The organism is Paraburkholderia sp. WS6 (assembly GCF_030464835.1).
In the GTDB taxonomy this organism is placed as follows: Bacteria; Pseudomonadota; Gammaproteobacteria; order Burkholderiales; family Burkholderiaceae; genus Paraburkholderia; species Paraburkholderia madseniana.
The window spans coordinates 24,892-37,855 of record NZ_JALQCK010000064.1; the positions used below are offsets into that span (position 1 = coordinate 24,892).

Below are 12,964 nucleotides of genomic sequence, written 5' to 3' on the forward strand. Positions count from 1 at the left end.
TCTCTGCGCCGCCCGCTTTGCCTGCGGTTTAGCCTCGGTGTCCCTATGCCGTGTATCCCGGACGTTTAAGGAGCGTGCTTTCCTTTTCAAACCTTATCGAAGCGAGTACACCATGCCTGAAAAAGCACTTCTTCGGGAAACGCCTTTACCTCGTAGCGGACCGGCAGATGCTCGGTAGGTTTCGTCAGGTGCTCACACTCCTTAATCAGCTCGGGCCATGGCACGTAGGCTGATTGCTTAGGCTCGTGACGGAAAAGCACTACGATGTCTGTGGCTGGCAGTAAGCAGCGCGATGCATTGGTTTTCATCCTCGCTGCGGCATCGGTGCCGCGCGATTTGCGGCTTTCAGGCGTACCTGCCGAGCTAGCGCGGCCACGACGACGAAAGAGAACGAGATGAGCGAGCAGAACGACAGCCGTCCGCGGCTTGCCCCCGTGGGCGGATGCGAGCGTGTCCGTATCAATCGACGAGAAGCCAAGCGTCCCGTTTCCGGCCGTCTCCGAGAGCAAGTTCGATGTTTTGTCATGGAAGCGCTGCTTGACCCGCTGGGGCGAACGAAGGCAGTATCAGAGACGCGGCGCATTGCCATACCGGCGAACTGGCAGTGGACATGTACCTGCCGGAACCCAACTCCATCGGTGAGGAGACGTCCATGATAGAGGTGACGAATACGTACGACCTGCAGCTAGGCGTGAATCTGGAGTCTTACGCCGAATGGGCCAGGAAGGCGGCGGAAACGATTGTGCAGCAGCCAGGTCTGGTCGAACTTCGCGCGAACCGGAATATGCTGGGCGCCCCGCAGATTCGAACGACCACCTGCTGGAGGTCTACAATCGACTGGGCGACGTTCGCAGACGGGCCATGGCGCGCGCTGGAGCAAGAACTACGGACCTTCGCGACCAATTTCAAGGTCGAGATGTGGGGGCCGTCGCCGCTCCTGCAGACGCCACTCCGTCCGGACCCAACCGGCGGTGCTGGTGCATGAGCAGACCCACGCGCGTCGTCACTATCGAAACCGGTCGCGGCAGCAATAGCATTATCTTAAGTCGTGGAGCCGCAGGCTCAGAAAATTAACGCACCCATTCGTTTGGGTGACCACATGCACCAGGCTTGCGGCTCCATCAGCCGAATTATCCAGCGGTTAGTATCCGCAACACGGCACTTCCATCGTCACCCCTGGTTCGGGTCAAACGGACATCTGGAAACCACGGGTCCCCGTGATATTCACGAGTGCCGCATCGACGGAGTAATTGTTAGGCCAACCAGCAGTCCTTCCGGAGAAAGAAATCGTGTGACCGTCTGACCCCAGGGTTCCTTCTTGTTCTTGATGAGAATTCGATAGCCTCGCGATTCCAGTTCCGCGGTTGCTCCTTCAACGTCCTCGACATCAAATTCGAGCCATGCCTGGGGAACGGGCGTGTTGTCCGGCCAGGAATCTTTGCCAAAGCAGGACTGTGCCGCCTGCTCGAGCGGCCACAAGGCAAAACTCTGAACTCCTTTCAGAGCCTCAGTATGCAGCTAACCGCCCGGCTCCTCCTTGAATGAGATGTTGAACGTCTCACCGTACAAGTTTCGGCCCGCGATTTTATCGCGGACGATTGGTCCAAACCCGGCAACGAACAGGACCTTGATACGCTCAAACTCTTGCATGTGAACTCCTCCTTTGGCTGCAGATGCGGCAGGTGGTAGACGCGTTTCCGCCCGCTCGGGCCTATGCCCCCTAAGTCCAGCCGACTTTTTGTAGCCCTAAAACTCGCGACAAAGGGCGCGCCGACCTTAGACAATGCCCCGCAGCGTACCGTCGGCACGTTTCGCCAGGATGTACTGCATGTCGAGCGAAAGGGGCTTGGTCAGATGAAAATCGAAACCGGCCGCCAAAGCCCTCGATTTGTCGGATTCGGATGCATAGCCCGTAAGCGCCACGAGCACGATGTCGTCGAGTGCTCGTTCAAGTCGAACTGCGCGTGCGACTTCGAAGCCGCCTATTTCCGGCATCCCCACGTCGATGATTGCAACCTCAGGGTGCGTAATGCACCTAACCTGGGACATTCCCTATAACGCATGTCTTAAGAGTAGCGGTCGGACGCTTTCGAACACCTCGATATTGCGCTGATGTCGGCCGCAAGCCCGCGCCAATGCTGGCGTCGCGAGCATCCCATTTTTGAAGCCTCTTTTCTGCAAACCCTACATAGTCGCCTTGCATTACCAAAGGTATGGGAAAGTGCGCAGAAAATGTAGCTGGATGGGTCAATTTGGCTTGCTACTCTGCAATCCATGCATTAAGCGCCGACGAGCACCTAAGCCAGCGCGCGATTATTCTAAATATCGTACAAGGAGTGGTGATTTGTGCGACCTAATTGTCTCGCAGCGTTCGCCTCCGACTCCTGCTCCCCAGTTCAGTGACGAAGCTAGCTGAGGGTGAGCGTCACCTGTGACACGCCGAGGCGCTGCCGGTGAAATTTTAGACTGCTCGCAAAAAGGTGCCTGGGGGTGCTTGGACATAGAGTCCAAGAATGGTGAGTTGGATTGTGGACCCTTTGTAGACGCAAGGGAGCGGCAACTGACGGTGGAGCGAGGAAGGACGGCGCCGCTTTCGGGAACTCGCGCCGTCGAGGAAGCGGCGATGGTCCGCGCCATTTAAATGAGGGCGGACAGGATGGCACCAGCCGCGCCGCCGGATTGGGCGTGCATACCGTTACCAATATCGAAAATCAGGCAGCAAATGTCCGCCTGGATACAGTCAACCGGCTTGCCATTGCCCTGGACGTCGACCCTTGCCTTCCGTTGTCATCTGACCCAGTGGAAGCGCCTGGAGACTACGCCGAGCGGCCGCTTGGCGACTCGGTAGCCCAAAATCTGAAACGACTTAGGCTTCGGCTGAGCCTGACCCAAGAACAGGCCGCAACTTCGGCAGGTCTCGGACGCGTCTATGCCTACAAGATTGAAAGCAAGACGGTCGCAGCAACGCTCGATACCTTGGACGCATTGGCGCGGGTGGTAGGCGTTGAAACCTGGCAACTACTGGTTTGATACTGGCAAGAGAAACCACCGTAGGGCGAATTAAGTATCTTCTGAACGGGAAAGTCGGCTCAGACTGACGGACCGCACATTGACCATCGAGGGTGATGGCAAAGACCCAGAATTGCTGCCGCGCAGCAGAATTAATCCAAAACCTGCAGACTTTGTTGCACGCAAAGGGGCGTTTTATGAATGCCGCAGACTTTGATGTGCGCCGATAGCACAAAAAAAAGGCGTCACGTTTCCGTGACGCCTTAAAAAGTTCTAGCCATTCCGAGGGCCGTGCTAGAACCTGAGAGACGGTATTCGAAAGTTGGACGGGTGCGCGATGTTGGACGCCGGACTCGAGACAGACACTGCGTGGACTGCTACGGGGGACTGTTAGAGGTACTCGACCAGACACTCCGCGGACCACGGTTGGTTCAGAATTTCAAAATGCAGAACCTGAAACCGTCTTTCGAAATGAGGTTCCATTTTTTATGGTTATGCTGACTAAGTCAAGCAAAATCTAAAGAGACCTCATTCGTCTCGGCAAAATATTCCGATACAATGAATCTTCCGACGAAAAATGCACTTCGCGCCCCATTTTGGGGCCTCCGCCGCACCTCTGCGGATCGGTTGCTGACAGGCAAGCGAACAGAAAACTGAAATATAGTTCCAGAAAAACGACATGACCCGACCCACGTCCTCCCGAACTGCCGCAGGCCCAGCCAAAGACAAAGACGGCTCGGGCGACGAAGTCACCGCGCTGGCACGTGGTTTGACCGTGCTGCGCTCGATCGCCGCGGCCGATGCGCCGCTCAGCAACCGCGAGTTGACCGAGCTGACCGGCATTCCGAAGCCCACCGTCTCGCGCATTACCGCCACGCTGGTCGGCGCAGGCTTCCTGTTCCGCTTGCCCGACAGCGAGCGATTCGTGCTGACCTCGTCTGTACTGGAGTTGAGCAACGGCTTTCTGCGCAACTTCGACATCCGGGCCCGGGCGCGCCCCTTCCTCATCGAACTCGCCGAACGCACCGCGTTGTCCGTGCATCTGGCCGTACGCGACCGCCTCGACATGGTGGTCATCGACGCGATCCGGCCACGTTCGGCGGTGCTGGTATCGCGCCTCGAAATCGGCTCGCGCATGAACCTCAGCCGCACCGCAGTCGGCCGCGCCTATCTGTCGGCGCTTGCCGAACCGGAACGGGAAAAATTGCTGATCGGCCTGCAGGCCGCCGAAGGCGACGACTGGGGCCACGTCAGCAGCCGTCTGACGAGCGCATTACGGGAAACCGCGGAGCAAGGCTTCGCGATCGCCACGGGCGAATGGTACGACGGTTTGAACGCCATCGCATCAGGATTCACCGGCCCCTCGGGCGAGCGCTACGCAGTCAATTGCGGCGGCTCCGCGGATCAGTGTCCGCGCGACTGGCTGATCTCACGTGCGGCGCCGGCCCTGCTCGAATGCATCAGCAAGATCGTTCTCGAGATCGGCGGCACGCCTGGACGCCGCCTCGACAACTGAAACGCGCACGCGCTCGCCGGTCGGCGGCCACGGCATTTTCCAGCCGCCCTCCACTCGCACTGTAACCTTCGTAATCAAAAGAAAAATACACGGGTGGACTGTTACAGAGCCTGCGACGTAGGATCACGCATTCCCGTCGCGGACGCTCGCCCGGCTTGCCGCTATCACCCTTCGATAACGTCCCGCCGAGCTGCCATGATGCCGCACTGCGTTAACATCGTTGTCCCGCGCCTCGGGTAGCATCGCGCTGAACATTTGCGGCGCGCCCGCTGTCGAATCCGCCTGTCATGCCGCCTGCGTGCCGGTCCGCCGAACTGTTGAAGCGGCACAAACGCACGAGCGGCTCACATCAAAGCCAGCCACCAGACCGAACCGATGGACGAACAACAAAAGCATTCGGAAACCACACGCCCTGCCGCCCCGGCTTCTCAACCCGGTTCGCAACCGTCCACCACCGGGAAGCCTGTCGGCGGTCCCGGGAACACGCCGGTCGCAGCAAAAAGCCATCGCGGGCGCAACATCGCGCTGATCGTTGCGGCGCTGGTCATCCTTGGGGCCGTGTTGTGGCGCTGGCATCCGTGGGGCGGGCCCGGCGGCGCGAGCGGGGCTGCCGGTGCAAGCGGCGCGAGCGGCGCGAGCGGCGGCCGCCCGGGCCGTGGTGGCCCTGGCGGCCTCGCCAACATGGCGCAGCCTGTTCACGTGGCGACCGCCGCACAAGGTGAGATGCCCGTGGTGCTGACCGCGCTCGGCACGGTCACGCCGCTCGCCAACGTCACCGTGTTGCCGCAGTTGAGCGGCGTGCTGCAGGACGTGTATTTCAAGGAAGGCCAGATGGTCAAGAAGGGCGACGTGCTCGCCCAGATCGACCCGCGCCCCTATCAGATCTCGCTGGAAAACGCGCAAGGCACCCTCGCGCGCGACCAGGCGCTGTTGCAAACCGCCCGCCTCGACCTGAAGCGCTATCAGACGCTGCTCTCGCAAGACTCGATCGCCAGCCAGCAGGTCGATACGCAGGCCTCGCTCGTGCGGCAGTATGAAGGCACGGTGAAGTCCGACCAGGCAAACGTCGACACCTTCAAGCTCGACCTCGTCTATGCGCGCATCACGGCGCCGGTGTCGGGGCGCGTCGGTTTGCGCCAGGTCGATCCGGGCAACTACGTGACACCGAGCCTGACCAACGGCATCGTCGTGATTACGCAGTTGCAGCCGATCAGCGTGATCTTCACGACCTCCGAAGACAACCTTCAGCAGATCATCCAGCAGACCCAAACGGGCGCGAAGCTCTCGGTCACCGCGTACGACCGCAGCAACACCACCTCGCTCGAGGGCGGCTCGCTCGAAACCCTGGATAACCAGATCGACACCACGACCGGCACGGTCAAACTGCGCGCGACCTTCCAGAATGACAAGAACCGGCTGTTCCCGAATCAGTTCGTGAATACGCGCCTGCTCGTGGACACGATCAAGGACGCGGTGATCGTGCCGACGCCGGCCGTATTGAACGGCTCGATGGGTCAGTTCGTGTACGTCGTGAAGCCGGACAACACGGTGACGGTGCGTGCGGTCAAGGTGGGTCCGGTGGACGGCGAACGCACCAGCATCAAATCCGGCCTGCGGGTCGGCGAGCGCGTCGTGATCGACGGCTCGGACCGGCTGAAGGAGGGCGCGAAGATCACGATTCCGGCCGACAAGCCGCGCAGCGCTTCGGGCGCGCGTGGTGCGAGCGGGGCAAGCGGCGCGGCTGCCGCTTCGGGCGCATCCGGCGCGCATGGACATCATCGCAATCACGCGGCGCAAGCCTCGCAATAAAGGCACGGCAACTATCGCATGAATCCATCCCGCGCCTTTATTCTGCGCCCCGTCGGCACCGCGCTGCTGATGGCGGCGATCATGCTGGTCGGTCTCGTCGCGCTGCGCTTTCTGCCGCTTTCCGCGCTGCCCGAAGTCGACTATCCGACGATCCAGGTGCAGACCTTCTATCCGGGCGCGAGCCCGGACGTGATGACCTCGTCGGTCACCGCGCCGCTCGAACGCCAGTTCGGGCAGATGCCGTCGTTGAATCAGATGTCGTCGCAAAGCTCGGCCGGCTCGTCGATCATCACGCTGCAGTTCAGCCTCGATCTGCCGCTCGATATCGCCGAGCAGGAAGTCCAGGCGGCGATCAACGCCGCGGGCAACCTGCTGCCGTCCGACCTGCCCGCGCCGCCGATCTACGCGAAGGTCAATCCCGCCGACGCACCGATCATCACGCTCGCGATCACCTCGAAGACGATGCCGCTCACGCAGGTGCAAGACCTGGCCGACACGCGTCTCGCGCAGAAGATCTCGCAGGTCGCGGGTGTGGGTCTGGTGAGCCTGTCTGGCGGTCAACGTCCGGCCGTGCGAATTCAGGCGAACCCGCGTGCGCTCGCCGCGTACGGTCTGAATCTGGACGACTTGCGCACCACGATTTCGAACCTGAACGTCAACACGCCGAAGGGTAACTTCGACGGCCCGACCCGCAACTACACGATCAACGCGAACGATCAACTGACCGACGCCGACGCCTACAAGAGCGCCGTGGTCGCGTACAAGGGCGGCCGCCCGGTCATGCTGACGGACGTCGCCACCATCGTGCAGGGTGCGGAGAACACCAAGCTCGGTGCATGGGTCAACAACACACCGGCGATTATCCTGAACGTGCAGCGTCAGCCGGGCGCGAACGTGATCCAGGTGGTCGACAGCATCAAGGCACTGCTGCCGCAACTGCAACAGTCGCTGCCCGCCGCGCTCAACGTGGAAATCGTCACCGACCGTACCACCACGATCCGCGCTTCCGTGCGCGACGTGCAGTTCGAATTGCTGATGTCGGTCGTGCTGGTGGTGCTGGTGATGTACCTGTTCCTCGCCAACGTCTACGCGACCATCATCCCGAGTCTGTCGGTGCCGCTCTCGCTGATCGGCACGCTCGCGGTGATGTACCTGTGCGGTTTCTCGCTGGATAACCTGTCGCTGATGGCGTTGACCATCGCGACCGGCTTCGTCGTGGACGATGCGATCGTGATGATCGAGAACATCGCGCGTTACGTCGAAGAAGGCGAGTCGCCGCTGGAAGCCGCGTTAAAAGGCTCGAAACAGATCGGCTTCACGATCATTTCGCTGACGGTTTCGCTGATCGCCGTGCTGATTCCGCTGCTCTTCATGGGTGACGTGGTGGGACGCCTGTTCCACGAATTCGCGATCACGCTGGCCGTAACGATCGTGATTTCGGCGATCGTCTCCCTCACGCTCGTGCCGATGATGTGCGCGAAGCTCCTGCGCCACACGCCGCCGCATGAAAGCCACAGTTTCGAAGCGAAGGCCCATAAATCGATCGACTGGGTGATCGCCCGCTACGCGGTCGCGCTCACCTGGGTGCTGAACCGGCAACGCTCCACACTGTTCGTCGCGGTGCTCACGCTGGTACTGACCGGCGTGCTGTACGTGTACATTCCGAAGGGCTTCTTCCCGGTGCAGGACACCGGCGTGATCCAGGCAATCACGCAGGCACCGCAGTCGGTCTCGTATGCGTCGATGGCCGAGCGTCAGCAGGAACTCGCCGCGCAGATCCTGAAGAACCCGGACGTGGAAAGCCTCACCTCGTTCATCGGCGTGGACGGCAGCAACATCACGTTGAACAGCGGGCGCATGCTGATCAACCTGAAGCCACGCGACGACCGCAGCAACACCGCGAGCGACGTGATCCGCCAGTTGCAGCAGGACGTCGCGCATATTCCGGGCGCCTCGCTGTACATGCAGCCGGTGCAGGATCTGACGATCGATTCCACCGTCAGCCCGACGCAGTACCAGTTCATGCTGACCGACCCGAACATCAGCGAATTCACCACGTGGGTGCCGAAGCTGGTCGAGCGGTTGAAGCAGTCGCCGGAACTGGCGGACGTGGCCACCGACTTGCAGGACAACGGCCAGTCGGTCTACATCGAAATCGACCGCGCTACGGCATCGCGTTACGGCATCACGCCGGCTACCGTGGATAGTGCGCTGTATGACGCATTCGGCCAGCGCATCATCTCGACCATCTTCACGCAATCGAACCAGTACCGCGTGATTCTGGAAGCGCAGCCGCAGATGCAGCACTACACCGAGTCGCTGAACTCGATCTACCTGCCCTCTTCCACCTCGTCGGGTGGCCAGGTGCCGCTGTCGTCGATCGCGAAGTTCATCGAGAAACCCGCGCCGCTGCTCGTCACGCACCTGAGCCAGTTCCCGGCCACCACTGTCTCGTTCAACCTCGCGCCCGGCTCGTCGCTCGGCGCGGCGGTGAAAGCGATCGATCAGGCGGAGAAGGATATCGGGCTGCCGGGGTCGTTCCAGACGCGCTTCCAAGGCGCGGCGCTGGCGTTCCAGGCATCGTTGTCGAACGAACTATTCCTGATCCTGGCAGCGATCGTCACGATGTATATCGTGCTCGGCGTGCTGTACGAAAGCTTCATCCACCCGATCACGATTCTGTCGACGCTGCCGTCGGCCGGCGTCGGCGCCCTGCTCGCCCTGTTGGTCACCGGGCACGATCTCGACATCATCGGCATCATCGGTATCGTGCTGCTGATCGGTATCGTGAAGAAGAACGCCATCATGATGATCGACTTCGCGCTCTACGCCGAGCGCGAGGAAGGCAAGCCACCGCGCGAGGCCATCTATCAGGCGTGTCTGCTGCGTTTCCGGCCGATCCTGATGACTACGCTCGCCGCCCTGCTCGGCGCCCTGCCGCTGATGCTCGGCACCGGCGCCGGCTCGGAGTTGCGCCGCCCGCTCGGTATCGCGATTGCCGGCGGTTTGATCGTCAGCCAGTTGCTCACGCTGTTTACGACGCCGGTGATCTATCTCGGCTTCGACGCACTCGCCCGCCGCGTGCGTGAGCGCTTCAATCGCGGCAAGCCTGTGCCGCCCGCCACCGATGCAGGGACTTAAGCGATGAACCTGTCGCGTCCGTTTATTTCCCGCCCGGTCGCCACCACGCTGCTGGCGATCGGCATCGCGCTGGCTGGTATTTTCGCGTTCACCAAGCTGCCGGTCGCGCCGCTGCCGCAAGTCGATTTCCCGACCATTTCGGTGCAGGCGACGCTCCCGGGCGCGAGCCCGGACACGGTCGCGACCAGCGTCGCGAGTCCGCTCGAACGGCATCTCGGCTCGATCGCCGACGTCACCGAAATGACCTCGCAGAGTTCGGTCGGCTCGACGCGCATTACGCTGCAGTTTGGCCTGAACCGCAACATCGACGGCGCCGCGCGCGACGTGCAAGCGGCCATCAACGCCGCACGCGCCGATCTGCCGGCGAGCTTGCGCAGCAACCCGACGTACCACAAGGTGAATCCGGCCGACGCGCCGATCCTGATTCTCGCGCTCACGTCGAAGACGCTGACCGCCGGCCAACTGTACGACTCGGCGGCCACCGTGCTGCAGCAGTCGCTCTCCCAGGTGGACGGCGTCGGCGAAGTGGATGTGAGCGGCTCGGCGAATCCGGCGGTGCGTGTCGAACTGGAACCGAATGCCCTGTCCCACTACGGCATCGGTCTCGAAGACGTGCGCGCGGCGCTCGCCGCGGCCAATGCGAACAGTCCGAAAGGCTCGATCGAATTCGGCCCGAACCGCGTGCAGATCTATACCAACGACCAGGCGAGCAAGGCGTCGCAGTATAAGGATCTGGTCATCGCGTACCGCAATGGCGCGGCGGTGAAGCTGTCCGACGTCGCGGAAGTAGTCGATTCGGTCGAAGACCTGCGCAACCTGGGCCTCTTCAACGGCAAGCGTTCGGTGCTGGTAATTCTGTACCGCCAGCCCGGCGCGAACATCATCGACACCATCGACCGCGTGACCGCAATGCTGCCGCAGTTGCACGCGTCGCTACCCGCCGACGTCGACATCGCGCCCGCCGCCGACCGCTCCACGACGATCCGCGCGTCGCTGAAAGACACTGAGCGCACGCTGATGATCGCGGTGGCGCTGGTGGTGATGGTGGTGTTCCTGTTCCTGCGCAACTGGCGCGCCACGCTGATTCCGAGCGTGGCCGTGCCGATCTCGATCATCGGCACATTCGCCGCGATGTATATGCTGGGCTTTTCGATCGACAACCTGTCGCTGATGGCGTTGACGATCGCGACCGGCTTCGTGGTCGACGATGCGATCGTGGTGCTGGAGAACATCTCACGGCATATCGAGAATGGCGTGCCGCGCATGAAGGCCGCGTTCCTCGGCGCGCGCGAAGTCGGCTTCACGGTGCTGTCGATCAGTATCTCGCTGGTCGCCGTGTTCCTGCCTATTCTGCTGATGGGCGGCATTGTCGGGCGGCTGTTCCGCGAGTTTGCGCTGACGCTGTCGCTCGCGATCGGCGTGTCGCTGATCGTCTCGCTCACCTTGACGCCGATGATGTGTTCGCGCCTCCTGCGCGAGCCGCATGAGAAAAAAGAAGAAGGACGTTTCGGCCTCTGGCTCGAACGCGGCTTCATGTCGATGCATCGCGGTTATGAGCGTACCCTCGGCTGGGCGCTGCGGCATCCGCGCCTGATCGTGATGATTCTGCTCGCGACCATCGGACTGAACATCTGGTTGTACATCATCGTGCCGAAGGGCTTCTTTCCTCAGCAGGACACGGGCCGGTTGGTCGGCGGCATTCAGGCCGACCAGAGCACGTCGTTCCAGGCGATGAAGGGCAAGTTCTCGGAGATGATGGAGATCGTCGGCAAGAATCCCGCCGTGGACAGCGTGGCGGGTTTCACCGGCGGCCGGCAGACCAACTCCGGCTTCATGTTCGTTTCGCTGAAGCCGAAAAGCGAGCGCAAGCTATCCGCCGACCAGGTGATCCAGCAACTGCGCGCCCCGCTCGGCGAGGTGGCCGGCGCGCGGACTTTCCTGCAAGCGGTGCAGGACATTCGCGTAGGCGGCCGGCAATCGAACGCGCAGTATCAGTTCACGCTGCTGGCCGATTCGACGACCGATCTGTATCTGTGGGGACCGAAGCTGACTGAGGCGCTGCAGGCGCGCCCCGAACTCGCCGACGTGAATTCCGACCAGCAGCAAGGCGGCCTCGAGGCGATGGTGACGATCGACCGCGCAACCGCCGCGCGCCTCGGCATCAAGCCGGCGCAGATCGATAACACCTTGTACGACGCGTTCGGCCAGCGCCAGGTCTCGACGATTTACAACCCGCTGAACCAGTATCACGTCGTGATGGAAGTGGCGCCCAAGTACTGGCAGAGCCCGGACATGCTGAAACAGATTTACGTCAGCACCTCGGGCGGCAGCGCGAGCGGCGCGCAGACCACCAACGCGCCGGCCGGCACGGTGACCGCGCGGACCACGGCTACGGCGACTGCGAGCACGAGCGCGACGACTGGCGGCACGGCGGGCACGACTGCATCGAGCGTGGCGAGCATCGCGGCCGACTCCGCGCGCAACCAGGCGATCAATTCGATTGCGGCGAGCGGCAAGTCGAGTGCTTCGTCGGGTGCGGCCGTGTCGACGTCGAAGGAAACGATGGTGCCGTTGTCGGCGATCGCGAGCTTCGGGCCGGGGAATACGCCGTTGTCGGTGAATCACCAGAGCCAGTTCGTGGCCTCGACGATTTCGTTCAATCTGCCGCCGGGCGTGTCGTTATCGACCGCGACGCAGGTGATCTACGACACGATGGCGCAGATCGGCATGCCGGGGACGATCCACGGCAGCTTCCAGGGCACGGCCCAGGCGTTCCAGCAGTCGATGTCCGACCAGCCGATCCTGATTCTGGCCGCGTTGGCGGCGGTGTATATCGTGCTGGGGATGTTGTATGAGAGTTATATCCATCCGCTGACGATTTTGTCGACCCTGCCCTCCGCGGGCGTGGGGGCGTTGCTGGCTTTGCTGCTGTTTAAGACTGAGTTCAGCATCATTGCGTTGATCGGGGTGATCTTGCTGATCGGCATCGTGAAGAAGAACGCAATCATGATGGTGGACTTTGCTATTGAGGCCTCCCGGCAGGGGTTGTCGTCGCGGGATGCGATTTTTCAGGCTTGTTTGCTGCGGTTCCGGCCGATCATGATGACTACTTGTGCTGCGCTTCTTGGGGCGTTGCCGCTGGCCTTTGGGAGTGGTGAAGGGGCGGAGCTTCGGGCTCCGTTGGGGATTGCTATTGTGGGTGGGTTGATTGTTAGTCAGATGCTGACTTTGTATACCACTCCCGTGGTTTATTTGTATATGGATCGGATTCGGGTTCGGTGGGAGGGTCGGAAGGGGCGGCGCGCTGGGGTGGCGCCTTCTTGATGTTTTTTTGCCTTTTGCGGCGGCATTTGTCAGTGTTCTTAGGGCTTTGGCCTTTCCTTGAATTGGTTGCCTGCGCGGCGCTTTTTGTCTGTTTGCCTGGGGCCTTGGCTTTTCCTTGCATTGTTAGTGGTCTATTAGCGTTGCCCCTGTGCGGGGCGGCACCTA

General features: G+C 61.6%; 9 protein-coding genes. 6 read left to right on the forward strand and 3 right to left on the reverse strand.

Annotation, left to right across the window (positions count from 1 at the left end; all coding sequences use genetic code 11):
* The first annotated feature begins 652 nt into the window (after nucleotides 1–652).
* Nucleotides 653–985 (forward strand): hypothetical protein, encoded by a 333-nt coding sequence (locus M0D64_RS41805; RefSeq protein WP_154560150.1) that lies wholly within the window; start codon nucleotides 653–655, stop codon nucleotides 983–985.
* Between the two features lie 239 nt (nucleotides 986–1,224).
* On the opposite strand, the gene M0D64_RS44985 is transcribed toward M0D64_RS41805, so the two are convergent.
* The 3 genes from M0D64_RS44985 to M0D64_RS41815 all read right to left on the reverse strand — a co-directional run bounded on the left by M0D64_RS44985 (nucleotide 1,225) and on the right by M0D64_RS41815 (nucleotide 2,049).
* Entirely contained in the window at nucleotides 1,225–1,479 is a 255-nt protein-coding gene (locus M0D64_RS44985) for a VOC family protein (RefSeq protein ID WP_308102553.1), read from the reverse strand.
* Between the two features lie 39 nt (nucleotides 1,480–1,518).
* A complete protein-coding gene (locus M0D64_RS44990; RefSeq protein ID WP_308102554.1) occupies nucleotides 1,519–1,650 on the reverse strand; it encodes a hypothetical protein in 132 nt (43 codons plus the stop codon).
* Between the two features lie 126 nt (nucleotides 1,651–1,776).
* Nucleotides 1,777–2,049, reverse strand: a complete 273-nt coding sequence (locus M0D64_RS41815; RefSeq protein ID WP_266261938.1) for a response regulator — start codon at nucleotides 2,047–2,049, stop codon at nucleotides 1,777–1,779.
* A gap of 636 nt (nucleotides 2,050–2,685) precedes the next feature.
* On the opposite strand from M0D64_RS41815, the gene M0D64_RS41820 reads away from it, so the two are divergent.
* The 5 genes from M0D64_RS41820 (at nucleotide 2,686) to M0D64_RS41840 (ending at nucleotide 12,799) form a co-directional block, all read left to right on the forward strand.
* Nucleotides 2,686–3,030 carry a helix-turn-helix transcriptional regulator gene (locus M0D64_RS41820; protein WP_166618179.1) on the forward strand — a complete coding sequence of 115 codons (345 nt, stop codon included), beginning with the start codon at nucleotides 2,686–2,688 and terminating at the stop codon, nucleotides 3,028–3,030.
* A 658-nt stretch (nucleotides 3,031–3,688) separates the two neighbouring features.
* Nucleotides 3,689–4,525: an IclR family transcriptional regulator gene (locus M0D64_RS41825; protein WP_154560154.1), complete on the forward strand. Its 837-nt coding sequence runs from the start codon at nucleotides 3,689–3,691 to the stop codon at nucleotides 4,523–4,525.
* 375 nt (nucleotides 4,526–4,900) lie between these two features.
* Nucleotides 4,901–6,334 (forward strand): MdtA/MuxA family multidrug efflux RND transporter periplasmic adaptor subunit, encoded by a 1,434-nt coding sequence (locus M0D64_RS41830; RefSeq protein WP_266261939.1) that lies wholly within the window; start codon nucleotides 4,901–4,903, stop codon nucleotides 6,332–6,334.
* A gap of 18 nt (nucleotides 6,335–6,352) precedes the next feature.
* Entirely contained in the window at nucleotides 6,353–9,475 is a 3,123-nt protein-coding gene (locus M0D64_RS41835; protein ID WP_266261940.1) for an MdtB/MuxB family multidrug efflux RND transporter permease subunit, read from the forward strand.
* A 3-nt stretch (nucleotides 9,476–9,478) separates the two neighbouring features.
* Nucleotides 9,479–12,799, forward strand: a complete 3,321-nt coding sequence (locus tag M0D64_RS41840; RefSeq protein WP_266261941.1) for an efflux RND transporter permease subunit — start codon at nucleotides 9,479–9,481, stop codon at nucleotides 12,797–12,799.
* The last annotated feature ends 165 nt before the right edge of the window (nucleotides 12,800–12,964 follow it).

What these genes read in the sequence shown, in the direction of transcription:
- M0D64_RS41805 (WP_154560150.1), top strand. Translation starts at nt 653, where the DNA reads ATGATAGAGGTGACGAATACGTACGACCTGCAGCTAGGCGTGAATCTG.
- M0D64_RS41825 (WP_154560154.1), top strand. Translation starts at nt 3,689, where the DNA reads ATGACCCGACCCACGTCCTCCCGAACTGCCGCAGGCCCAGCCAAAGAC.
- M0D64_RS41830 (WP_266261939.1), top strand. Translation starts at nt 4,901, where the DNA reads ATGGACGAACAACAAAAGCATTCGGAAACCACACGCCCTGCCGCCCCG.
- M0D64_RS44990 (WP_308102554.1), bottom strand. Translation starts at nt 1,650, where the DNA reads ATGCAAGAGTTTGAGCGTATCAAGGTCCTGTTCGTTGCCGGGTTTGGA.
- M0D64_RS41835 (WP_266261940.1), top strand. Translation starts at nt 6,353, where the DNA reads ATGAATCCATCCCGCGCCTTTATTCTGCGCCCCGTCGGCACCGCGCTG.
- M0D64_RS41840 (WP_266261941.1), top strand. Translation starts at nt 9,479, where the DNA reads ATGAACCTGTCGCGTCCGTTTATTTCCCGCCCGGTCGCCACCACGCTG.
- M0D64_RS41815 (WP_266261938.1), bottom strand. Translation starts at nt 2,049, where the DNA reads ATGTCCCAGGTTAGGTGCATTACGCACCCTGAGGTTGCAATCATCGAC.